General features: G+C 65.6%; 24 protein-coding genes. 5 read left to right on the top strand and 19 right to left on the bottom strand.

The window, feature by feature from the left end; genetic code table 11:
* Nucleotides 1–9: 9 nt before the first annotated feature.
* From GR167_RS18005 to GR167_RS17995, 3 genes are all read left to right on the top strand, one after another.
* The gene (locus GR167_RS18005; RefSeq protein ID WP_160975127.1) at nt 10–1,446 is read left to right on the top strand and encodes a Ni/Fe hydrogenase subunit alpha; all 1,437 of its coding nucleotides are present in this window, start codon (nt 10–12) and stop codon (nt 1,444–1,446) included.
* Nucleotides 1,446–1,880, top strand: coding sequence for a hydrogenase maturation protease (locus GR167_RS18000; protein WP_160975126.1), 435 nt, complete (start codon nt 1,446–1,448; stop codon nt 1,878–1,880). The genes GR167_RS18005 and GR167_RS18000 overlap by 1 nt, the downstream gene beginning before the upstream one ends.
* 175 nt (nt 1,881–2,055) lie before the next feature.
* Nucleotides 2,056–3,297, top strand: coding sequence for an alpha-D-ribose 1-methylphosphonate 5-triphosphate diphosphatase (locus GR167_RS17995; protein WP_160975125.1), 1,242 nt, complete (start codon nt 2,056–2,058; stop codon nt 3,295–3,297).
* A gap of 198 nt (nt 3,298–3,495) precedes the next feature.
* Here GR167_RS17995 and GR167_RS17990 read toward each other — a convergent pair whose 3' ends face one another.
* The 8 genes from GR167_RS17990 to phnC form a co-directional block, all read right to left on the bottom strand.
* Nucleotides 3,496–3,981 (bottom strand): hypothetical protein, encoded by a 486-nt coding sequence (locus GR167_RS17990; RefSeq protein WP_160975124.1) that lies wholly within the window; start codon nt 3,979–3,981, stop codon nt 3,496–3,498.
* Complete coding sequence (locus GR167_RS17985) at nt 3,978–4,532, bottom strand: hypothetical protein (protein ID WP_160975123.1); 555 nt, start codon at nt 4,530–4,532, stop codon at nt 3,978–3,980. Before GR167_RS17985 ends, GR167_RS17990 begins: the two co-directional genes overlap by 4 nt.
* Nucleotides 4,513–5,142, bottom strand: coding sequence for a DapH/DapD/GlmU-related protein (locus GR167_RS17980; protein WP_160975122.1), 630 nt, complete (start codon nt 5,140–5,142; stop codon nt 4,513–4,515). Before GR167_RS17980 ends, GR167_RS17985 begins: the two co-directional genes overlap by 20 nt.
* Nucleotides 5,139–5,993, bottom strand: a complete 855-nt coding sequence (locus GR167_RS17975) for a transglutaminase-like domain-containing protein (protein ID WP_160975121.1) — start codon at nt 5,991–5,993, stop codon at nt 5,139–5,141. The genes GR167_RS17980 and GR167_RS17975 overlap by 4 nt, the downstream gene beginning before the upstream one ends.
* A gap of 58 nt (nt 5,994–6,051) precedes the next feature.
* On the bottom strand, nt 6,052–6,909 hold the full coding sequence (gene phnE, locus GR167_RS17970) for a phosphonate ABC transporter, permease protein PhnE (RefSeq protein WP_160975120.1): 858 nt from the start codon (nt 6,907–6,909) through the stop codon (nt 6,052–6,054).
* A complete protein-coding gene (phnE, locus tag GR167_RS17965) occupies nt 6,906–7,850 on the bottom strand; it encodes a phosphonate ABC transporter, permease protein PhnE (RefSeq protein ID WP_160975119.1) in 945 nt (314 codons plus the stop codon). Before phnE (GR167_RS17965) ends, phnE (GR167_RS17970) begins: the two co-directional genes overlap by 4 nt.
* A gap of 65 nt (nt 7,851–7,915) precedes the next feature.
* Nucleotides 7,916–8,836 carry a phosphate/phosphite/phosphonate ABC transporter substrate-binding protein gene (gene phnD, locus GR167_RS17960; protein ID WP_160975118.1) on the bottom strand — a complete coding sequence of 307 codons (921 nt, stop codon included), beginning with the start codon at nt 8,834–8,836 and terminating at the stop codon, nt 7,916–7,918.
* A 37-nt stretch (nt 8,837–8,873) separates the two neighbouring features.
* Entirely contained in the window at nt 8,874–9,692 is an 819-nt protein-coding gene (gene phnC, locus GR167_RS17955; protein ID WP_160975117.1) for a phosphonate ABC transporter ATP-binding protein, read from the bottom strand.
* A gap of 264 nt (nt 9,693–9,956) precedes the next feature.
* On the opposite strand from phnC, the gene rpiB reads away from it, so the two are divergent.
* Nucleotides 9,957–10,406 (top strand): ribose 5-phosphate isomerase B, encoded by a 450-nt coding sequence (rpiB, locus tag GR167_RS17950; RefSeq protein ID WP_160975116.1) that lies wholly within the window; start codon nt 9,957–9,959, stop codon nt 10,404–10,406.
* A 92-nt stretch (nt 10,407–10,498) separates the two neighbouring features.
* Complete coding sequence (locus GR167_RS17945) at nt 10,499–10,873, top strand: DUF4260 domain-containing protein (protein ID WP_160975115.1); 375 nt, start codon at nt 10,499–10,501, stop codon at nt 10,871–10,873.
* A gap of 101 nt (nt 10,874–10,974) precedes the next feature.
* Here the strand turns inward: GR167_RS17945 and GR167_RS17940 are convergent, their stop codons facing one another.
* From GR167_RS17940 to GR167_RS17890, 11 genes are all read right to left on the bottom strand, one after another.
* Entirely contained in the window at nt 10,975–12,156 is a 1,182-nt protein-coding gene (locus GR167_RS17940) for an alpha-D-ribose 1-methylphosphonate 5-triphosphate diphosphatase (RefSeq protein ID WP_235916026.1), read from the bottom strand.
* Nucleotides 12,143–12,862: a phosphonate C-P lyase system protein PhnL gene (locus GR167_RS17935; RefSeq protein WP_160975113.1), complete on the bottom strand. Its 720-nt coding sequence runs from the start codon at nt 12,860–12,862 to the stop codon at nt 12,143–12,145. Before GR167_RS17935 ends, GR167_RS17940 begins: the two co-directional genes overlap by 14 nt.
* The gene (locus GR167_RS17930; RefSeq protein ID WP_160975112.1) at nt 12,859–13,656 is read right to left on the bottom strand and encodes an ATP-binding cassette domain-containing protein; all 798 of its coding nucleotides are present in this window, start codon (nt 13,654–13,656) and stop codon (nt 12,859–12,861) included. Before GR167_RS17930 ends, GR167_RS17935 begins: the two co-directional genes overlap by 4 nt.
* Complete coding sequence (locus GR167_RS17925; protein ID WP_160975111.1) at nt 13,653–14,567, bottom strand: alpha-D-ribose 1-methylphosphonate 5-phosphate C-P-lyase PhnJ; 915 nt, start codon at nt 14,565–14,567, stop codon at nt 13,653–13,655. The genes GR167_RS17930 and GR167_RS17925 overlap by 4 nt, the downstream gene beginning before the upstream one ends.
* Nucleotides 14,564–15,622 carry a carbon-phosphorus lyase complex subunit PhnI gene (locus GR167_RS17920; RefSeq protein WP_160975110.1) on the bottom strand — a complete coding sequence of 353 codons (1,059 nt, stop codon included), beginning with the start codon at nt 15,620–15,622 and terminating at the stop codon, nt 14,564–14,566. The genes GR167_RS17925 and GR167_RS17920 overlap by 4 nt, the downstream gene beginning before the upstream one ends.
* Complete coding sequence (gene phnH / locus GR167_RS17915) at nt 15,622–16,158, bottom strand: phosphonate C-P lyase system protein PhnH (RefSeq protein ID WP_160975109.1); 537 nt, start codon at nt 16,156–16,158, stop codon at nt 15,622–15,624. Before phnH ends, GR167_RS17920 begins: the two co-directional genes overlap by 1 nt.
* Nucleotides 16,158–16,592 carry a phosphonate C-P lyase system protein PhnG gene (locus GR167_RS17910; protein ID WP_160975108.1) on the bottom strand — a complete coding sequence of 145 codons (435 nt, stop codon included), beginning with the start codon at nt 16,590–16,592 and terminating at the stop codon, nt 16,158–16,160. Before GR167_RS17910 ends, phnH begins: the two co-directional genes overlap by 1 nt.
* Nucleotides 16,592–17,311, bottom strand: coding sequence for a phosphonate metabolism transcriptional regulator PhnF (phnF, locus tag GR167_RS17905; RefSeq protein WP_160975107.1), 720 nt, complete (start codon nt 17,309–17,311; stop codon nt 16,592–16,594). Before phnF ends, GR167_RS17910 begins: the two co-directional genes overlap by 1 nt.
* A gap of 165 nt (nt 17,312–17,476) precedes the next feature.
* Complete coding sequence (locus tag GR167_RS17900; protein ID WP_160975106.1) at nt 17,477–19,003, bottom strand: flotillin family protein; 1,527 nt, start codon at nt 19,001–19,003, stop codon at nt 17,477–17,479.
* 14 nt (nt 19,004–19,017) lie between these two features.
* Nucleotides 19,018–20,490, bottom strand: a complete 1,473-nt coding sequence (locus tag GR167_RS17895; RefSeq protein ID WP_160975105.1) for an aldehyde dehydrogenase family protein — start codon at nt 20,488–20,490, stop codon at nt 19,018–19,020.
* Between the two features lie 12 nt (nt 20,491–20,502).
* A partial coding sequence (locus tag GR167_RS17890) for a hypothetical protein (RefSeq protein WP_160975104.1) occupies nt 20,503–20,702 on the bottom strand: 200 nt, incomplete at its 5' end.

The following is a 20,702-nucleotide window of genomic DNA, read 5'->3' as shown; positions in this document are numbered from 1 at the left end:
TATGAACAGATGACCGAATCCAGACTGATCGAAATCTCGCCGCTGACCCGGGTCGAGGGCCACGGCAAGGTCACCATCCATCTCGACGCCGATGGCTATGTCGACGAAGCGCGGCTGCATATCGTCGAATTCCGCGGCTTCGAACGGTTCATCCGCGGCCGGTTGCTGTGGGAAGTGCCGGTGATCGTGCAGCGCCTGTGCGGCATCTGCCCGGTCAGCCATCACCTGGCGGCGGCCAAGGCGATGGACATGATCTGCGGCGTCGATCAATTGCCGCCCACCGCCGAAAAGATGCGCCGGTTGATGCATTACGGCCAGGTGATGCAAAGCCACGTTTTGCACTTCTTCCACCTCGCCGCGCCTGACCTGCTGTTCGGCTTCGGCGCCCCCGCCGAAAAGCGCAACATCTTCGAGGTGCTGCAACAGCAGCCCGAACTGGGCCGCCGCGCCATCCTGATGCGCAAGTTCGGCCAGGACATCATCGAGGCCACGGCGGGCAAGAAGATCCACGGCACCGGCGCCATCCCCGGCGGCATCAACAAGAACCTGCCGTTGGAAACCCGCGACGCGCTTCTGGCGCAGATCGGCGATATGGAACAATGGGCGCAGGACGCGCTGGCGCTGGCGCGCGGCTACACGCTGGACAATGCCGACCTGGTACAGGGCTTCGCCGCCTTCCCGTCCAACTACATGTCGATGGTGCGCGACGGCGACGGGGCGCTTGACCTGTACGACGGCAACCTGCGCGCGCTGTCCGCCGACGGCGATCTGATCTTCGACCACCTCGACACGCGCCGCTATCACGAGGCGCTGGTCGAAGACGTGCGGTCATGGTCCTACATGAAATTTCCCTTCATCAAGGATCTGGGCCCCGATCACGGCTGGTATCGCGTCGGGCCGCTGGCGCGGATGAACACCGCCAGTTTCATCGACACGCCGCTGGCCGATGCGGCGCGCAGCGAGTTGATGGACTTCAGCCACGGCTTGCCGCAGCATGCCACGCTGGCCAATCACTGGGCGCGGATGATCGAGGTGCTGCATTGCGTCGAAAAGATCCGCGAATTGCTGCACGATCCCGACCTGCAGGGCAGCGACCTTCGCGCCACGGGCAAACGGCGGCAGGAAGGTATCGGCGTGCTGGAAGCGCCGCGCGGCAACCTGATCCATCATTACCAGGTCGATGAAAACGATCAGGTGACCTATTGCAACCTGATCGTATCGACCACCCATAACAACGAGGGCATGAACCGCGCGGTCAAGGACGTGGCGATGCAATACATCTCGGGCCAGCCGCAAATCTCTGAGGCCATGCTGAACCATGTCGAGGTCGCGATCCGTGCCTATGACCCCTGCCTTTCCTGCGCCACCCATGCCCTGGGCCAGATGCCCTTGCAGGTGGAACTCTTCGGCCCGGACGGCGCGCTGCTGGACCGCAAGGCAACCTGATGCTGCTGATCGGCTACGGCAACCCGGGGCGCGGCGATGACGGGCTGGGCCCGGCCTTCGCGGAACGGATCGAACGGGCCGGGCTGCCGGGCGTCACGGTGATGGTGGATTACCAGCTGACGGTCGAACACGCTTTCGACGTAGCCGGGGCCGGGCAGGTGGTGTTTGCCGATGCGCTGATTGGTGGCGCGGGGGCGTTCCGTTTCACTGAGGCCGCCCCCGCGACCGATGCCGACATCACCAGCCACAGCCTGTCGCCCGAAGCGGTGCTGACGCTGGCCCGGACGCTTTACGATGCCGCGCCCGAGGCGCATGTCATGGGCATCACCGGGCAGGACTTCGGCGAGGTCCGCGAAGGGCTGAGCGACCCGGCGCAGGGCAATCTCGACCGGGCGGTGGAATTTTTCCTCGATTGGGCCAAAGACCGCCGGTGAAATTTCACAAAAGCTTTGCCGGGGCTTCACAAGGCTGACGTTCCCTGCGCGGAATTCATCCGTATGAATTTTCGGGGGATGGCCGTAGACCGCTGCACCGACCCTTTCGGGCCGGGATGCCGCGCCGGTGCCGCCCCCGTCACAACAACCCGCAAAGCGACCGAAGGGAACAGCCATGACCTATCAGGGAAAAATCGATGCGGGCGCGACCCTGTTCCAGGGCGCGCAGGTGCTGCTGGCCGATCAGATCGTCGAAACCTCGGTGCTGATCGAGGGCGGCAGGATCGCGGAAATCGGCGGCACCTCGGCGGGCGACCGGGTGGTCGATGCGCGCGGGCTGATGCTGGCCCCGGCGCTGGTTGACCTGCATGGCGACGCTTTTGAGCGCCAGATGATGCCGCGCCCCGGCGTGTTCTTCCCGATGGACACGGCGGTGCTGGAAACCGACCGGCAGCTGGCGGCCAACGGGATCGCCACGGCCTATCATTCGCTGACGCTGAGCTGGGAACCGGGGCTGCGCAGCCTGGAACAATCGCGCGGCACGATCCAGGCGATCCGCGATCTGGCGCCGCGGCTGACGGTGGAAAACCGTATCCAGCTGCGGTGGGAAACCTTCTGCTTCGAGGCGATGGATCTGATCGACTGGGCGCTTCAGGCACCGCTGAAACCGTCGATCGCCTTCAACGATCACACCACGATGGGAGTGCTGCACCCCGATGTGCCGATCCAGAAACGCCCCTTCGATCAGGCGCCCGATTTTCCGGTGGCCGACCTGCACAGCCCAGCCTTCGCCCGCAAGATGGACAAGCGGGCCAAGCGCGCCGGGGTGACGGAAGAAGAATATGCGGCGCTGATCCGCACCCGCTGGGAAAAGCGCCCGGATGTCCCGGCGGCGATCGGCAAGGTGGCCGAGGCCGGGCGCCGCGCCGGGGTGGCGATGCTCAGCCATGACGATACGCAGCCCGAAACCCGCGCCTATTACCGGGCCCTGGGCGCAACCGTGTCGGAATTCCCGATGGTGATCGAGGCCGCGCAGGCAGCGCGCGAGGGCGGCGATTTCATCGTCTTCGGTTCGCCCAACGCGGTGCGCGGCGGCAGCCATATCGGATCGCTGGCCGCCGCCGACATGGTCGAGGCCGGGCTCTGCGACGCGCTGGCCTCGGATTACTACTACCCGGCGATGCTGGCCGCGGTGGCGCGGCTCGACGCGGAAAAGCGCGCGCCAAGGCCTGAGTTGTGGTCGCTGATCTCGAAAGGCCCGGCGCGGGCGATGAAGCTCGACGATCGCGGCGAAATCTCCGTCGGCCAGCGCGCCGACCTGGTGCTGGTCGACTGGCCGGACCAGGGCACGCCCGCGATCCGCGCCACCTATGTTGCGGGCCGCCCGGCCTATGCTGCAATGCCCTTGGGCCAGTAAGGAGCCTCGATAATCCCGCTGAAGATCGGTGCCTGCCTGCGCGGTGAACAATATGTGCTGCGCAAGGCGCGCGCTTGACTTCACGACGGATCGCCTGCCGAGCGGGAGTATTTGCGCCAAGACAAAACCGGCACCTCTTCCCGTCTTCTTCTGTTCAGAAATATCCCGGGGGTTTGGGGGCTGGCCCCCAATCCAGCCCTAGTAATACAGCATTCCCGCCGCCGCGATCATCAGCGGCACCGGCCAGCTGACCGCGATCCGGGCAATGACTTCCTGCCGGCCCATAAGCGGCGCCTCATAGGCCAGGATCTTGGTCAGCGAAAACAGCGACCACGAGGTGACATAGGCCAGCGCCGCCACCGGCGCTGCACCGGTTTTCAGCGCCGCCGCCGCGATGGCGAGGCTGACGAATGCGCCGCCCGGCGTCAGCGGTCCCATGGCGGCGGCCAGCAGCAGGCCGGAAAACCCGGCCGCTTCGCCGAACATCACCTGTACCCGGTCTTCCGGCAGCAGCTCGGCGAAGAATCCCGCGCCCAAGAGCGCCGTCACCATCCGGGGCAGCATGAATTTCAGCATCTGGACCGAGGCCACCATCGAGGCGCGCCGCCATTCCGCGTTGGGCAGCTGCAGGAACATCCAGATGGCCGCGCCGCCGATCAGGACCGTGCCGATCAGAATATTCATGTCCGCACCTTCAAGGGCAGGGCCCGCACCGCCAGCCCCAGCAGCACGGGCACCGGCAGCGACAGGATCCAGCGCAGCGCCACCATGTCATGCGGCAGGAAGGAAAATTCCCAGATCAAGGTACGGTTTAGGCTCAACAGGCTCCAGCCCGAAACGAAGGCGATGATGGCGCCCAAATCGGCCCCGGCGGCGGCGAACCCGGCCGCCAGCGGGAAGGTCATCGACGGGCCGCCGGGGATCAGCAGCCCGGCCAGCATCGCGATGGTCAGGCCGCGCAGCCCGCTGTTGCGACCGATCCAGGTGGCGACGCGGTCGCGCGGCAGGAGCAGAGGCAGGGTGGCGGCGATGAAGACGCCGGCGGCGATCTTGGGGCCGAGAACGACGATGAAGCCGAGCGTTTCGACCGCGATTTCACCGACCCGTCCGATACCGGATTTCAGCGCCACCCCGATCCCGCCCAGCACAGTGAAGGCGAGAAGCACCAGGAACCCCTTGTCGATCACCTTGCGGCGGCGGGGGGCGGGCGGCGGATCAGCGGTGATATTTCTCAATGAAGGCGTCCACGCTCAGCGCCCGGATATCGGGAAGGGCCGCGGCGTATCTTTCGCGCGGCCAGTCCCACCAGGCCATCTCCTGCAGCGCTTCGGCCTGCGCTTCGGTGAAGCGCCGCTTGATCGGCCGGGCCGGAACGCCACCCACCACGGTATAGGGGGCCACGTCGCGGGTGACAACCGCGCCCGCGCCGATCACCGCGCCGGTGCCGATACTGACACCCGCCGTCACCGTGACCCCGTGACCGATCCACACGTCATGGCCGATGGTGACCCAGTGATCCTTGCGCCACTGGAAGAAATCCGCGTCGTCCGGGCCCAGCCCATAGGCTTCGGAACGATAGACCGAATGGTGCTGCACGGCGCGCCAGGTCGGGTGATTGCCCGGGTTGATCCGGGTGGCGTTGGCGATCGAACAGAACTTGCCGATGGTGGTCCAGACCACGTGGCAATGTTGGGTGATATAGGAATAATCGCCCATCTGGGCATCCTTCATCATCGTGCCCTTGCCGACCTCGGTCCAGGCGCCCAGATCGCAATTCACCACCTGCGCTTCGGGGTGGATGGTGGGGGTTTCGGACAGATGCGCCTTGTCGCCCGCGCCGCTCATGCGGAACCCTCCGCGCCCGGCAGGTCCGGGTGATGCAGCCGGATCGACAATCCTTCGACCCGGCGCAGGGCCGGCCCGTCGATCCACATCGGTTCGGCGATCAGCTTGGCCTCGCGGATGCCCAGTTCGGGGAAATCCAGCCCCATCGAATGGGCCATCGCGGCGCGGAACCCCGGTTTCGGGTTCAGCGCCGGGCGGATGTCGCGGCTGCCCAGTTTCAGGTGATGGGCGATATCCCAGTCCTGCACCTCGCCGCCGATCCGGGTGACCACCCAGCAATGCATGTCTTCGCAATGGTCGCGCTTTTCGGCCGGAAAGAAATAGCCGGTGACATAGCCCGCCTCGATCCCCGCCGCGCGCAGGGCGGCGATGAAATAGGTGTTGATGTCGACGCAGGAGCCTTCGGCCATGCCGCAGCCGAGCGCGGGAACGTGATCCAGCCCGTCGTTGAATTTCTCTTCCGGGTGGCCGTAGGTGAAGCGTTCCGCCGTGGCGCGGGCGATGGCCTGGGCGCGGGCCAAGGGATCGGCATCGGGCGCGATTTCGGCGGTTTCCTCGGTCAGGTCGTCAGCGGCGCGGGTGAATCGGGTCTGGCGCGGGGCGAACATCGCGTCGGGATAGGCGGCCGGGTCGGGGGTGAAGCGATAGCGCAGTTCCACCCGGTCGCTGTCCGGGGTGAGGATCAGCGCTCTCTGGCCGGTCGTGGCCTCGGTCGTTTCGCTGATCGTCGCGCCGCTTACGGTGCAGCCCAGGCTGCTGGCCTGCGGCGTGTCCAGGCCGCGCGGGGCCAGCAGCTTGGCGCTGCCCGACGGCGCGGCGAAGACGACGGTGATGTCGAAGGGGCTGGTCATGGTCGTTATCCCTGTGATCGGGCGGGGCAGGGCGCCCCGCTATGATACGCGCCCCGGATCACTTGGCGCCTTCCCAGTTGCCGATGATCCGCTTGCGGATGACGCCGCTGAGGTAATCGATGACATAGACCATCGCGATGATCAGGAAGATGATCGACCAGGCTTCGTCCCAGCGATAGGCGGCGATCCGGTCGGACAGCAGGAAGCCGATGCCGCCGGCGCCGACGATGCCCAGGATGGTGCCGGACCGGACGTTGGATTCGAAGTTGTAAAGCAGCACCGACAGGATCACCGGGTTGACCTGCGGCAGCAGCCCGAAGCGGATTTGCTGGAACCGCGATCCGCCCGCCGACTTGATCCCTTCGATCGGTTTCTCCGAGGTGTTTTCGATGGCTTCGGAAAACAGCTTGGCGAAGGTGCCGATCTCGCTGACCGCGATGGCGAGGATACCGGGCAGCGGGCCCAGCCCGAAGGCGCGGATGAAGATCAGCGCCAGGATCAGCGTCTCGAATGCGCGGATGAAATCGTAACCGCGCCGGGTGCTCAGGCGCAGGAAATTCAGCCGGTTGACGTTCTTGGCCCCGAGGAAGGACAGCGGAAAGGCGAAGATCGCGCCCAGCAGCGTGCCGAGAAAGGCCATCGATAGGGTTTCGCCCAGCCCCTTGGCGACGTCGGAAAACTCCGTCCAGCTTTTCCAGACATAGGGCGGGAACATGAAGGCCAGAACGTTGCCAAGCCGCAGGATGCCTTCCCAGATGCGGGCGGGCGAGAAGTTGAAGGCCCAGAGACAATAGGCGAACAGCCCCAGGAACAGCGCCCATGTGCCGGCGCGGCGCAGCCGCACGGGCAAGGGCGCGCGGAAGGCCAGCGGCATCGCCGCGCGGGCCTCTTCGATCTGGTCTTGCGAAACGCTCATGCCCGTTCTCCCATTCCGATGACGCGGTGGCGCAGCTTTTCCGAGCCAAAGTCGATCAGCCCCACGGTGACGAAGATGATCAGGAACAGCGCCGACAGGTCGGTATATTCCTGGAAACTCATCGCGGTCCTGATTTCCTGGCCCAGCCCGCCGGCGCCGACATAGCCGATGATCGACGAGGACCGGACGTTGATTTCAAAGCGCAGCAGCGTGTAGCTGATGATATTGGGCAGCACCTGCGGCACCGCGCCGTAACGGATTTGGTCGAACCAGCTGCCGCCCGCGGCCTTGACGCCTTCCAGCGGGCGCATGTCGATATTTTCGTTCACTTCCGAATATAGCTTGCCGAGCGCGCCGCAGGCATGCAGCCCGATCGCCATCACCCCCGCCATCGGCCCGACCGAGAAGCAGAAGACGAAGATCAGCGCCCAGACCAGTTCCGGCACGGTGCGGGCGATTTCCAGATAGCGGCGGCTGATCCACAGCACCCATTTGTTGGGCGACAGGTTGCGCGCCGCCGGGAAGGACAGAAGGAAGCCGCCGATCACCCCGAAAGCGGTCGCCATGAAGGCGATCAGCACGGTTTCGATCAGCAGCTTGAGCCAGACTTTCCAGCGCCAGAACCATTCACCGAAATCTGAGCCGAGGCTATCCCAGCTCAGCGTGGGCAGGGTCTTTTCGATATATTCGCCCAGCCGCGGCAGGCCCGCGCCGATGATCCAGCGCCATTCGCGCGATCCGTCGGGCAGCGACACCTGGGTGATCTTGAAGAAATCGCCGAGCCAGGCGGTGGTCATGAACAGGACCAGAAACAGCCCCGAGGCGAGGGTCCAGTTGATCCGCGCCTTGCGGCGCTGGATCGCGAAATCGCGTTCGAAGGCGGCGATGGCATCCGGCCCGTTCAGGGCGGGCTGGGCGGGAAAATCGGCGGTATGGGTCATGAATTCCGGTCCGTTTGGACAGAAGAAGGGCGGGTCGTGATGACCCGCCCCCTTGCTTGCGGTGATTACGAACCGGCGCGGCGCTGGCGCTTCATCCACTGGCGCATGTCGACGATCCACTGATACCGTTCGTGGTCGACGCGGGTGAAGCCGGTGGTCGGGTTCTTGTCCTCGGGATCGAAGGAGGAGTAGAGCTTCCAGCCTTCCGGGTCTGCGGCCGGGAATTCTTCGATCGCGGCGGTGATTTCCTCGATCATGTCGGCCGGCAGGTTCTTGCGGAAGGTCCAGGGGCCGACGGTGATTTCGGGGCTTTCCCAGATCTTGCAGATCACGCCGGGTTCGATCATGCCCTTGGCTTCCATCCGCTGCGGGATGCCGTCCACGTCGCTGTTCTGATAGGTCGATGCGGTGTCGAAGGTGCCGTTGGCGACGCCCTGAACACCGGCTTCGTGCGAGCCCGAGAACGGGATGGCGGCGAAATAGCTGTTCGGGTCGATCCCGAGGCGTTCTTTCATGTTGAAGAAGGGCACGGCATAGCCCGAGGTGCTGTCCGGGTCGGCGAAGGCGTGGACCTTGCCCTTGGCGTCGTCGAGGTTCTTGATGCCGCTGTCGCAGCGGGTCACGACGATCGAGTTGTAGCCGGTATTGCCGTCTTTTTTCTGGCTGGTCAGGGTCGGCACCACGCCGCCATCGGTGGCGGTATAAGCGGCCGCGTAGGAGGACGAGCCGAACCGCGCGGTTTCGATCTGGTCGGCGGCCAGCGCCTGGATCACGCCGTCATAGTTGCCGGCGGTGAAAATCTCGACCTTCACGCCCAGCTTGTTTTCCAGATAGGCGCGCAGCGGTTCGTTGCGCATCAGGCGGTCTTTTTCGTTTTCGCCCGACAGGATGCCGAACTTGACGACCTGGTAGTCATCTTTCCAGCCTTCGGCGACGGCCGGGGCGGCGATCAGTGCCACGAGGGCGGCGGTGGTCAGCAGTTTCATTGGGGTTCTCCCTGGTTTGCAGACTGTGGTTGGGTAATCAGGCGGGGATCGGCGCGGGATGCGCGCCGGGTTTGAACGAGGTCGAGGTGACCGCTTCGTTGAATTCGGCCAGCCCGTCCGACCCGTAGATGTCGCGCACCACGTCGTCGGTCAGCTGCGCGGCGGTGCCGTCGAACATCACCCGGCCGAAGCGCATGGCGACGATCCGGTCGCAATAGGCCCGCGCGGTATCGAGCGTGTGCAGGTTGACCAGCACGGTCAGCCCGTCGTCCTTGTTGATGCTGCGCAGCGCCTCCATCACCCGGGTCGCGTTGCCCGGATCGAGCGAGGCGATCGGTTCGTCGGCCAGCATGATGCGCGGTTTCTGCACCAGGGCGCGGGCGATGGCGACGCGCTGCTGCTGGCCGCCCGACAGGGTGCCGGCGCGCTGCAGCGCCTTGGGCGCCATATCCAGCCGGTCCAGCGCCTGGATCGCCAGGGTGCGTTCGGCGTCGGAAAACCGCATCGCCATGGAACTGACAAAACCATGATCGGCGAGCCGCCCCATCAACACGTTGGTCAGCACATCGAGCCGGTCGACAAGGTTGAACTGCTGGAAGATCATCGCGCAATCGCGGCGCCAGTCGCGCAGGGCCTTGCCCTTCAGCGATGTGATGTCGGTGCCGTCGAAGGAAATCGACCCCTCGGTGGGGTCGATCAGCCGGTTGATCAGCCGCAGCATGGTGGATTTCCCGGCCCCCGAGCGCCCGATGACGCCGACGAACTGGCCCGGCTGGATGGACAGCGAAACGTTATCGACGGCCTTGGTATCGCCGAAATGGCGCGAAACGGCGTTCAGGGTCAGTGCAGCAGTCATGGCGATTCATCCGAATGATTCCTCCGCCCGTTCTAGGAAGCCCGGGTAACAGCGCCGTCTCGTCGAAATGACACTTCCGTCGCGCAAAAATGACAAAACGGTTACGGGTGGGCGGGGGCGCATGGCCTGGCTGATTTGCGCCTATAATATACAATCTATGAGTGCGCTTGACTGCCGAAAGCCGGAAATGTTGACGCGCGGGGCAAGACCTGTTTCAACGCGCCCAAGCCTCAAAATTGCATCGGGAAACGGGAAGACCTCGCCATGACCGCCAATAACCGCATCGTCCTTTCAAGCGACCACGCCGCCATTGAACTGCGTCAAGCCATTGCCGAACATATCGCGGCGAAGGGTTGGGACGTGGTCGATATCGGCCCGGTCACGCCGGAAAGCACCCATTATCCCAAGCACGGCGAAGCGGCGGCGCAGCGTGTCGCGTCGGGCGATTGCCGTCTTGGCATCATCCTGTGCGGCACCGGTCAGGGCATCATGATGGCCGCGAACAAGGTGAAGGGCATCCGCTGCGGCACCTGTTCCGACACGTTTTCGGCCCGCATGATCCGCCAGCATAACGACGCCAACATGCTGTCGCTGGGCGCGCGCGTGGTGGGCGAAGGGCTGGCGCTGGATATCGTGGATGCCTTCCTGGGCGCGGAATTCGAAGGCGGCCGGCATGGGACGCGGGTCGATATGATCAAGGCGCTGGAAGAGTAACGCGGACCTGATCGCCCCGGATTTTCAAAGGGGGCGCCTGTCGCGGGGGCCAATCCGGTATCAGCCGCCCGGCACGCACCAGGAGAGTCGTCATGAACACAATCATTTGGCAGCGCCTTGAGGGATTGGTCGTGTTTCTGGCGGCTCTCGTCACCTACCTCTACATGGATGACGGGATCCGCTGGTGGCAGGCGGTGCTGCTGTTTTTCGTCCCCGACATTTCCTTCGCGGCCTATGCGCTAGGCCCCCGGTTCGGCGCGGCGGTCTATAATCTCATGCATGTCTACGCCTTGGGCGCGGTGCTGCTTGCGGCGGGCATGGTCACTGGTGTGTTGGCGATCTCGGCGCTCGGCGCGCTTTGGCTTGCCCATTCGGGGTTCGACCGGATGCTTGGCTATGGGTTGAAGTCGCCCGAAGGCTTCACCTTCACCCATCTGGGCGAAATCGGCCGCAAGTCCGGTCAATGAGGGCCGCTTGAGCCGCCCGTGACGACAGGCTCCATCTCGAATCGACAAAGGGGCGCCTGCCGGGCGCCCCTTTCGATCTTTCGCTGAACGCTTGCCGGGTCTCAGGCCACCGCCTGAACCCGCTCGGCCAGACCGTTCAGCGATCCGTTGGAGAAAATCACTTCGCCGCGCGAGAAGCTGGCGATCACCCGGCCCATGCCCTCCGGATCGACCACCGCCAGATCGGCGCGCAATCCGGGCTGCAACCGGCCCCGGTCGGCCAGGCCAAGCGCCTTGGCCGGGTTGGCCGTCGCCAGCGCCGCCGCCCCGGCCAGCCCGTTCGGATCGGTGTCGGCCAGGATGCGGATCGCGGGCAGGATCGCGCCGGGGTGATAATCGGCGGCGAGGATGTGCAGCAGCCCCTTTTCATGCGCCTGACGCGCCGACAGGTTGCCGGAATAGCTTTGGCCGCGCATCGCGTTGGGCGCGCCCATCGCGTTCATCATGCCCCGGTCGGCGGCGGTTTTCGCTGCCTCCAGCGTGACCGGGAATTCGCCGATGGCGGCGCCCAGATCGGCCATCAGATGCGCCTTGTCGGCGGTGTCGTCGTCATGGCTGGCCAGCGCCACGCCGTGGCTTTGGCACAGCTCGGACACCTGCCGCATGTTGTCGAGAAGGATCTGCTGCGGTCGGCTGCGTTCGGCGATCCTGGTGGTCACGATCTGGCGCGCCTCGGTTTCGCTGACGCCGCGCAGGGCGGCGACATGGGCGACGTGGCGTTCGATATCGCGGTACTGGCCCTGTCCCGGCGTGTGATCCATTAGCGACACCAGATCGACGGTGCCCGCCTCGATCAGGTCGGCCAGAACGCCGACCGCGTTGTCGAAGGTGATGTCGAAGCGCGCGTGGATCTTGTGATCGACCCGGCAGCTGTCGCGCAGGGCATGCAGGTTGCGGATGGTTTCGCTGGTATGTTCGAACGAGCGCCGTTCGCCATTTTTCGCGGCGCGCGAAAAGCTGACCGCGGCATAGGCGGTGGTCACCCCCGAGGCCGCCAGCCGCGCGTCGAGATGCGGCAGCGCCACCTCCATCGGGAAATCGACCTTCATCCGCGGTTCCATTTCGATCTCGATCATGTCGCCGTGCATGTCGATGAAACCGGGGAAGATCTGCAACCCGTTGCCGGGCAGCCCGCCGGGCACTGGCGTTTCGGCGATGTCCGCGATCAGCCCGTTTTCGATGCGGACCGATCCGTGCTCGACCACGCGGTCGGGCAGGACGAGGGTGAAATCAGACAGCCACATCTTCGCGCTCCTCTGGTTTTGGGGCATCCGGGGTCAGGTCGATGACGCGGTCGATCAGATGCGCCACGTCGTCGGGATGGTGGAAGACACCGATCATCGCGGTGCCGCTGGCCTTCAGCTCCGCCAGCCGCGCCACCAGGGCGGCGCGCGCGGTGGCGTCGAGCGAGGCGGTGGGTTCGTCCAGCAAAAGCAGTTTCTGCGGCAGGATCAGCGCGCGGGCCAGGTTCACCTTCTGCTGTTCGCCGCCCGAAAAGGTGGTCGGATAGGCGCGCCACAGGTCGGGTTTCACGCCGAAGGCGGCCAGCCAGCGGCGGGCTTCCTGCAGCGCGTCCTCGGCGCTTTGCCCGGCCATGCGCAGCGGTTCGGCGACCAGCGCCTCGGCCGACACGCGGGGGCGGGCGGTCAGGAATTGGGTCACGAAACCGATTTCGGTCCGGCGCAGATGGGTGATGTCGATATCGGCCGCGCGGGCCAGATCGATTTCGCCCTGATCGGACTGGAACAGCACCTTGCCCGATTGCGGGAGGTAGCTGCGGTAGATGGTGCGCAACAGGGTGGATTTGCCCGCCCCGTTGGTGCCCTTCAGCAGCAGGAATTCCCCTGCTTCGAGGCTGAAGGAGATATTGTCGAATGCCGCCAGCCGGTTGCCCAGATGGTGCATGGTGAAGCCCTTGGTCAGGCCCTGGATATCAAGAACGCGGGTCATAGCTTTGCGTGCACCAATTGTTGCGTATAGGCGTGTTGTGGGTCCTGGAAGGTCTGGTCGGCCAGACCCTGTTCCACCACCTCGCCGCGCCGCATCACCATCACCCGGTCGGCCATGGTGCGGATCACGCCCAGATCGTGGCTGACGATCACCATGGTGATCGCGCGTTCCTGCTGCAGGTGTTTCAGCGTATCGAGAACCATCGCCTGCACCGACACGTCCAGACCTGTGGTCGGTTCGTCCAGCAGCAAAAGCGCGGGTTCCAAAGCAATCGCCTTGGCCAGTTGCACCCGCTGCTGCATGCCGCCCGACAGCTCAATCGGCGGCGCGTCGAGCCGTTCGAGCGGGAATTCCGACGCTTCCAGCGCGACCTTGGCCTTCTGCCGCAGCGTGGCGAAGCTGCGTTCGCCCGCCACCAGCAGCCGTTCGGCCACGTTGCCGGAACTGGAATGCTTCATCAGAAGCCCCAGATGCGGGTTCTGGTAGACGATGCCGATTTTCGTCGCACAAAGCATCCGGCGCGCGAAACGGTCGAGGTCGAACAGGTTGCCCTGCACATCCGGCAGGTCGAGCGTGTAGCTGCCCCGATCCGGCGTTTCTTCCAGGTTCATCATCCGCAGCAGGGTGGATTTGCCCGACCCGCTTTCGCCGACGATGCCCAGAACCTCGCCCGGGTAAACGCTGGCCGACACGTCGTTCAGCGCCACCACGTCGCCATAGCATTTCGAGACATTGCGCACCGTGACCAGCGGCCGGGTTTTGACCAGCCGGGGCGCGTCGAGTTGCAGGGTCATTGCGGCATCTCCCCATCCTTGTACCAGGTGTCGCCGAAGCGGATGTCTTCGCCCTCGGCGGCCCGGATCGTCTTCACCCCGAATTCGCTGTCGGAAATCTCGTAGGCCGAGGTGCCGTCCTCCTGCGGGATTTCGTTCATGAAGAACCCTGTCGCGCCGGAACGGATGCAGGTCAGCCCGCCATGATCTTCGACCCGGTAGGGCACGTCGTCGAAGACCAGCGGTTCGACCCGGGTGAAGGGCGGCACCGCATGGATGCGCTTTTCCCGGCCCGCCGACAGGATGGTCAGGTGTTTCGCCATGTTCAGTTTCGGCACGTCCCAGCGGGGAATGGGCGAGGGCGTCATCACATGCCGGCCGTTGACCAGCGACGGGTAGGATGCGCCCTGCATCACCCGGCCGGACCTGAGGATCTGTTCGTAAAGCTGCAGCCACATGCGGCCGTAATCGGCATCCGCATGCATCTGCCGCGCGATGGACATGTTGGGCTGTACCGGGCGCAGCGGTTCGGGGTTGGGCACCTGCAGCACCAGCACCTGATCTTCGCGCATGATTTCCTCGGGCACCCGGTGGCGCGACTGGATCAGGTCGGCCTCCAGCGTGTCCATCGTGGTGGGGGCGCCCGACACCCGCGCCAGGAAGCGGCGGATCGAAGCGGCGTTGACGCTGTCATCGGCGCCCTGGTCGATCACCTTCACGCGGGTTTGCGGGTTGATCAGGGTCAGCGACACCTGCAACCCGCCGGTGCCCCAGCCGCGCGCCATCGGCACTTCGCGGCTGGCATAGGGCATCTGGCAGCCGGGCACCGCCACCGCTTTCAGCATCTTGCGGCGCAGCTCGCGCTTGGCCGAGGCGTCGAGGAAGCCGTAATTCATCGCTTCCCAGGGCTTGGTCAGGGTGGAAAGGCTCATTCTGCGGGCTCCGTTTCTGCCGCCTTGCGCTTCGCCTTGGCGTCGCGCATCGCGTCGAGGCTGGATTGGAAGGTGACGTAATGGGGCAGCTTGAAATGGATGCAGAAGCCCGAGCTTTCGACGCCTTCGGTGTGGTAGAGGAAGAATTCCTCCTCGGTGGCCGACCCTTTCGGCGCGCCTTCGGCGTTAAGGTCCAGCGTCGCGGCGGCGATCACTTTGACCTCGTTCCAGCCCAGCGTGGCGGAAAATCCGAGGTCGAGCTTTTCGCCCTTCTTCGACACCACCTCGGCCTGGCTGACCTTGACCCGCCCGGCGGAGAATTTGGTGCCGCGCGGGTGGCGCACCACCACTTCGGCCTCGGCGAGGCGCAATTCGTTCACCGTCGGGTGGGCTGAGCCATAGCCGCGCATCGCGGCATAGCCCAGGGCCAGCGCGCCGCCGGTTTCCGCCCGCGCCAGGCTTTGCAGCGTATGGGCGCGTTTCGACGGGAACAGCAGCGGTTCGCGGGTCAGGTCGGGGATGTCGTTGCCTTCTGTCGTGTCCGGTTCCGGCAGATCGACCAGATCGTTTTCCGCCTGCCATGCGCTGACCGAAGGCTGATGCGCCGGGGCGGGATTGTCGGCCGGATCGACCGGATCGGGGCGGAAGGTGCCGCCCGACAACACGTCGGTGGCAAGGATACGGTGCGAATAATCCAGCGTTGGGCCCAGCACCTGACCGCCGGGAATATCCTTGAACGCCGCCGAGATGCGGCGATGGGTGAACAGATCCTGTTGTTCCACCGGCTCGGCCACGCTCAGCCGCGGCTGGGTGGTGCGCCAGGCGCGCAGCAAAAGCACCGCCTCGAACATCTCGCCCCCCGTTTGGGCCAGCGCCAGCGCGGCGAGGTCTTCGTCGTAGAGCGATGCCTCGCCCATCACCCGGTCGATCAGATAGGGCAGGGCCTGTTTGACCTCCGCCACACGCGCGGGGGTGATATCGCCCATCGCGTCGCGGAACAGCCGTTCGGATTGTTCGATCGCGCGATCACCGCCGCGGGTCGCCACGTAAGCCATCAGAGTACCTCCACCGAAGTCGAACGCGGGATGCCGACGACGCGGGTGCCGTCGATCAGGATCAGGTCGAAGCCCATCGGGTAGCGGATGCGCTCGCGCCGTGCCTGCCAGAAGCCGCCGGGAAGCCCGCCGATTTGCAGATCAAGCGCGCCGTCGACGCCGGGGCCGGTCAGGCGCAGCCTGTCGCCGCTGCCAAGGTTCACCCGGATCACCGCCGTGGCGCCGTCATCGGGGTAAAGGTCGGAGCCGAGCCCCAGCTGGGACAGCGGGGCGAGGCTTCCGAGGGCGCCGAGGAAGACATGATCGGCCTGCGGCAGGTCGGCGATTTCGGCGCCGGTTTCGGCGAGCAGAGGGATCAGCGCCGGATCGGCGCTGAACACCCGGCATTCGCGGTCGATCAGCGCGGCGATGATTGCCGTTTCGCCCGCTGTGGGCAGATCACGCGGCAGGCCGGGGCGGCTCAGCGCCCATAGCAGCGCGTCGAAGGCGCGGTTGGCAAGGGTTTCGTCGGGATTGGGAACGGGAGTGGTCAGCATCAGAACGTCTCCATATCCACCCGGGTCGCGTCGATCCGGCGCAGCACCTGGGCGTCTTCCGACGCTGCCGCATCGGCCTCCGCCCGGACGAACGCGGCGCACGCGTCGGGCGCGATGCCCTGCGCCACCGCCAGATCGACCAGCGCCATCGCCATCGCGGATTCAAGATCGCGGCCCCGGCGCATGCCGTAAGCTTCAACCCCGGCCTGTCTGATATGCGCCTCGCTGACCAGAACCTCGCCCAGGTGGAAGGCGGTGCCCTGCGCCGTGTCGCGCATCGGCAGCATCACGAGCCCGGTGCGGCTGTGCAGCACCTCGATATCGCCCAGTTGCGGGATCAGGACCTCGGCGAAAGCCTTCAGCCGGTCGGCGTCGGCGCGGGCCAGGGTGCCGAGAAGGGCCTCGTGCGGAATGTCGGGAAGTGCGTGCGCCATCAAAGGCCCCCATCGCTGTCAAAGGTGAATTTTACTCGGGTGGCGGACCAGATCGCTTCGCTGAAGCTCAGCGGCGTGCCGTCCAGCATCGTGTCGACGGCGCGGATCACCATCACCGGCAGGTCGGGATGCTGTTTCAGGATCTTGGCTTCCTCGGGCCGGGCCAGTCGGCTGTGGATGCTGGTTTCGCCGCGCAGGTAATCGTCGATGCCGTAGGATTTGTAGGTTTCGGTGACCGATCGCAGCAGCTCCATCCGCTCAACGAAATCGGGGAAGCGTTCGGCGGACCGGTAGGACCGCCCGGTCGAGATCGGCAGCTTGTCGGCATAGGTGATGCGGCGGCTTTCGATCACCGGCGCGCCCGGTTCCAGCCACAGCGCGTGCTGCACCCGGCCGCTGGCGGCGATCCGTTCGGCGCCCAGCAATTCGCCGCTGACATCGATGCCTTGCGCGTGCAGGTTCTTGCGCAACCGGGTGCGCTTGCCGATGGCATAGGCGATGGTGGGGGCGGATTCCACGAAGGTGCCGCGGCCCTGTTCGACGCTCAGCTTGCCGGTCTTGGCCAGTTCCGCGATCGCCTTGCGCACCGAATGGCGGCCTACGCTGTGCTGTTCGGCCAGTTGCGGTTCGGTGGGCAATCGGTCGCCCGGATGCAGCCGGCCCGACGCGATGTCGTCTTCAATCGCGTCGCGGATGGATTTCCACTTGTCCCTGCTCATCGCCAATCCAATTCATTCGAATGAATCCGTATTGGGCGCGGCATGTCACAGGGCGATGACGGTTTAGCGAAGCTTTTGGGAACGCTGGTTGTTTGATCGGCGGGCGGGCATGAAAAAGCCCCCGCACCGGTTTGGCGCGGGGGCTTTCTGTTGCGTGTGGCAGGATCAATCCTGCTTGGCCGGTTTCTTCAGCGCGGTTAGCCCGTCGTCGATATTGACGCCGACCGCATCGCCGATCTTCTGCAGCGCGGGCAGTTGCACCGCCATGCCGAGGATCGCGTCGATTGCCTGGCTGACCGGCGCCTTGTCGGCGCCGCCCGCATCATTGCCCAAGCCGCCGATCTGGTTGATGCTGATGCCGGTGATCTTCTCGGCCGGTTTGACCATTTCCGCGACGATGCCGGGCATCGCCTGCAGCCGGGCCTTTTCCAGCTCCATCGCGATGATCGCGTCGGAGCGGGCGTTTTCGGCCTCGATCCGGGCCAGCGCCGCCTCGGTCCGGGCCGCTTCGGCCAGCTTGAAGGCGGCGGTCTCTTCCTCCTGCGCGGCGCGGCGGTCGGCGGCGGTGGCCTTGTCGCTGGCGGCGGCGATGCGGGCGCGGGCTGACGCCGCTTCGGCCTCTTCCTCGGCCTGCATCAGCGCCAGCGCCTTGCGCCGCTCGGCCTCGGCCAGCGCCTTGGCGGTCTGCAGCGCCTCGGCGGCCTTGACCGCCTCGGAGCGGGCCATATCGGCCTCGGCCTGGGCCTTGCTTTCCTGCTGGCTTTTCGCGGCGATCTGGATCAGCCGTTCGCGTTCGGCCATGTCCAGCGCCTGCCGGGACGCGATTTCCTCGGCTTGGATCGCCTGTTCCATCTCGATCCGGGCATGGGCCTTGGCGCGTTCCGACGCGGCCTTGCTGCGGGCGACCTCGGCCAGTTGCGCGGCCAGCAGGGTTTCGACCTCCTGCGCCTGGGCGATTTCGGCGCGGCGCTGTTCCAGCGCGATTTCCAGCTTGCGCTTTTCCGCCTCCATCGTGGCCTTGCTGACGGACACTTCGGAATTGCTTTCGATCTCGGCGCGTTCCTTGCGCGACTTGGCGATCACCTCGGCCAGCTTGCGCATGCCGACCGCGTTGAAGGCGTTGTTTTCGTCGAGCGCCGCAAACGGTGTCTGGTCCAGCGCGATCAGCGACACGCTGTCCATTTCCAGCCCGTAGCGCGACAGCGGATCGGCCAGCGCGGCCTGCACGTTGGCGACGAAGGCGCTGCGGTTTTCATGCAATTCGTCCAGCGTCATCTTGGCGGCTTCGCTGCGCAGCGCGTCGATCACCATCCCGTCGAGCAAGCCTTTCAGCTGCTCGGGCTGGAACAGCCGCTTGCCCAGCGTCTGCGAAGCGCGCGAAATCGCCTCCGCCTCGGGTTTCACCGACACGTAGACCTCGGCGCCGACATCGACGCGCAGCCGGTCCTGGGTGATCAGCGACGCCTCGCCGCCGCAATGCACGCTCATGCGGATGGTCTGCATGTTGACCCGCGATATTTCGTGAAAATAGGGCAGGGCGATGGTGCCGCCATCGGCGATGACCTTGCGGCCGCCGATGCCGGTCTTGACCAGGCTGACCTCGTTGGTGGCGCGGACATAGAACACCGCCGCCAGCACGACCAGCGCGGCGAGGGCGATGACAAGAAGGATGATCCAGGCGAGCAGGGACATCTTGGCTTCCTTTCTCAGAATACGGGCGGATAGGGGCGATGGCCGCGATCCAGCGTGATCCAGCGCGTTTCGGTGAAGGTTTCCATCGACCAGCGGCCACCATGACGGCCGACGCCCGAGGACTTGGTGCCGCCGAAGGGCACGTGCGGTTCATCGTTGACCGAGGCGCAGTTGACGTGACACATGCCAGTTTCCATCTGCCGGGCCATCGCCATGGCGCGTTCTTCGTTGCGGGTGATGATCCCCGCCGACAGCCCGTATTCGGTGTCGTTGTTCAGCGCGATCGCCTCGGCGTCGGTGCGGAACGGCACCACCACGGCGACCGGCCCGAAGGTTTCATCGCGCCAGACATCCATCGACGGGTCGACATGGGTGATGATGGTCGGTTCCACGAAGCGCCCGTTGACGCCGCCGCCCAGGGCCAGCGTCGCGCCCTTGGCCACCGCGTCTTCGATCTGCGCCTTGACGCGGGCGACCTGGCGGTCGTTGATCAGCGGGCCGATCACGTTGCCCTTGTCGGTGGTGTCGCCGATGGTCAGCTTGGCCGCGCGGGCCACGAATTTTTCCAGGAATTCGGTGTAGATGCTTTCATGGACGAGCACCTTTTCCACGCTCATGCAGATCTGGCCTTGATGCATGAAGGCGCCGAAATTGGCCGCCTGGGTGGCGCGTTCCATATCGGCGTCGTCGAGCACGATCAGGCTGTCCTTGCCGCCCAGTTCGACGCAGCATTTCTTCAGATGCGCACCCGCCTTGGCGGCGATCTGACGGCCCACCGGGGTCGATCCGGTGAAGGATACGCCCTTGACCAGCGGGTTCTCAACGATCTCGTCGCCCATTTCGGCCACCCGTTCGCGCGAACAGGTGACGACGTTGAAGGTGCCGGCCGGGAACCCGGCCTCTTCCAGCACCTCGGCGAAGAACAACCCGCCGCAATAGGGCGTGTCTTCGGAGGGTTTCAGCACGATGGTGTTGCCTGCCGCCAGCGGGAAGGCGAAGCCGCGCGCGGTCAGGATGCCGGGGAAGTTCCACGGCGAAATCACCCCGACCACGCCCATCGGGAAACGGGTGGCGGTGGACAGCTTACCGTGTTCGGAAGGAAGAACCTCGCCGATCGGGTTGTAGCAGGCCGCGGCGGCGGCGCGGAACACCTCGGGCACGTAACCTGTTTCGAACATGCCCTTGCCGAACCAGCCGCCGCCCTCGGCCTGCATCGCGGCGGTGAAATCCATCTGCCGCTTTTCCCACACTTCGGCGGCTTTCAGCATCAGCCGGGCGCGGTCCTGGAACATCAGGTCGGCCCAGGCTGGGAAGGCGGCATGGGCGACCTCGATCGCCGCGCGGGCCTCGGCGGCGCCTCCGTCGGGGGCCTTGGCCCAGACGCTGCCGTCGGAGGGGTTCAGGTCGTCGAAAGTGGCCGCGGGGGTGACCCATTGGCCGTTGATATACATGCCCTTCAGGGTCTGGGGTTGCTTGTTGTCCAGCATGGGCTGTCTCCCTTACTCGTGTTCGGTTTCCGGGCCGCCGGGGCGGTGCCGATGGAATTGCGCGGGCGCCGCCCGCTTTTGCCGGGCCGTTTCGGCGGCCCGTTCGATTTCGTCGATCACCGCGCGCAGCCGGTCGGCATCCGATCCGCTCGTTGCGGGGGGCGCGGCCGCGCGCGCGGCCGCGGGCGGCGGCTTTGCCGCCGCGCTGGCGC

Origin of the sequence: Thalassovita mangrovi, from assembly GCF_009857745.1 — a bacterium.
GTDB classification, from domain to species: Bacteria; Pseudomonadota; Alphaproteobacteria; order Rhodobacterales; family Rhodobacteraceae; genus Thalassobius; species Thalassobius mangrovi.
This window is presented reverse-complemented; position numbering and strand designations above follow the sequence as displayed.

Bases quoted from the DNA above. Each gene is read 5' to 3' on its own strand.
- GR167_RS17920 (WP_160975110.1), bottom strand. From the start codon at position 15,622: ATGGCTTACGTGGCGACCCGCGGCGGTGATCGCGCGATCGAACAATCC.
- GR167_RS17980 (WP_160975122.1), bottom strand. From the start codon at position 5,142: ATGAGCGGCGCGGGCGACAAGGCGCATCTGTCCGAAACCCCCACCATC.
- GR167_RS17895 (WP_160975105.1), bottom strand. From the start codon at position 20,490: ATGCTGGACAACAAGCAACCCCAGACCCTGAAGGGCATGTATATCAAC.
- GR167_RS18000 (WP_160975126.1), top strand. From the start codon at position 1,446: ATGCTGCTGATCGGCTACGGCAACCCGGGGCGCGGCGATGACGGGCTG.
- GR167_RS17900 (WP_160975106.1), bottom strand. From the start codon at position 19,003: ATGTCCCTGCTCGCCTGGATCATCCTTCTTGTCATCGCCCTCGCCGCG.
- phnF (WP_160975107.1), bottom strand. From the start codon at position 17,311: ATGAGCAGGGACAAGTGGAAATCCATCCGCGACGCGATTGAAGACGAC.
- GR167_RS17945 (WP_160975115.1), top strand. From the start codon at position 10,499: ATGAACACAATCATTTGGCAGCGCCTTGAGGGATTGGTCGTGTTTCTG.
- GR167_RS17910 (WP_160975108.1), bottom strand. From the start codon at position 16,592: ATGGCGCACGCACTTCCCGACATTCCGCACGAGGCCCTTCTCGGCACC.
- rpiB (WP_160975116.1), top strand. From the start codon at position 9,957: ATGACCGCCAATAACCGCATCGTCCTTTCAAGCGACCACGCCGCCATT.
- GR167_RS17995 (WP_160975125.1), top strand. From the start codon at position 2,056: ATGACCTATCAGGGAAAAATCGATGCGGGCGCGACCCTGTTCCAGGGC.
- GR167_RS17975 (WP_160975121.1), bottom strand. From the start codon at position 5,993: ATGACCAGCCCCTTCGACATCACCGTCGTCTTCGCCGCGCCGTCGGGC.
- GR167_RS17940 (WP_235916026.1), bottom strand. From the start codon at position 12,156: ATGTGGCTGTCTGATTTCACCCTCGTCCTGCCCGACCGCGTGGTCGAG.
- GR167_RS18005 (WP_160975127.1), top strand. From the start codon at position 10: ATGACCGAATCCAGACTGATCGAAATCTCGCCGCTGACCCGGGTCGAG.
- phnC (WP_160975117.1), bottom strand. From the start codon at position 9,692: ATGACTGCTGCACTGACCCTGAACGCCGTTTCGCGCCATTTCGGCGAT.
- GR167_RS17935 (WP_160975113.1), bottom strand. From the start codon at position 12,862: ATGACCCGCGTTCTTGATATCCAGGGCCTGACCAAGGGCTTCACCATG.
- phnD (WP_160975118.1), bottom strand. From the start codon at position 8,836: ATGAAACTGCTGACCACCGCCGCCCTCGTGGCACTGATCGCCGCCCCG.
- GR167_RS17990 (WP_160975124.1), bottom strand. From the start codon at position 3,981: ATGAATATTCTGATCGGCACGGTCCTGATCGGCGGCGCGGCCATCTGG.
- phnE (WP_160975119.1), bottom strand. From the start codon at position 7,850: ATGACCCATACCGCCGATTTTCCCGCCCAGCCCGCCCTGAACGGGCCG.
- phnE (WP_160975120.1), bottom strand. From the start codon at position 6,909: ATGAGCGTTTCGCAAGACCAGATCGAAGAGGCCCGCGCGGCGATGCCG.
- GR167_RS17925 (WP_160975111.1), bottom strand. From the start codon at position 14,567: ATGAGCCTTTCCACCCTGACCAAGCCCTGGGAAGCGATGAATTACGGC.
- GR167_RS17930 (WP_160975112.1), bottom strand. From the start codon at position 13,656: ATGACCCTGCAACTCGACGCGCCCCGGCTGGTCAAAACCCGGCCGCTG.
- phnH (WP_160975109.1), bottom strand. From the start codon at position 16,158: ATGCTGACCACTCCCGTTCCCAATCCCGACGAAACCCTTGCCAACCGC.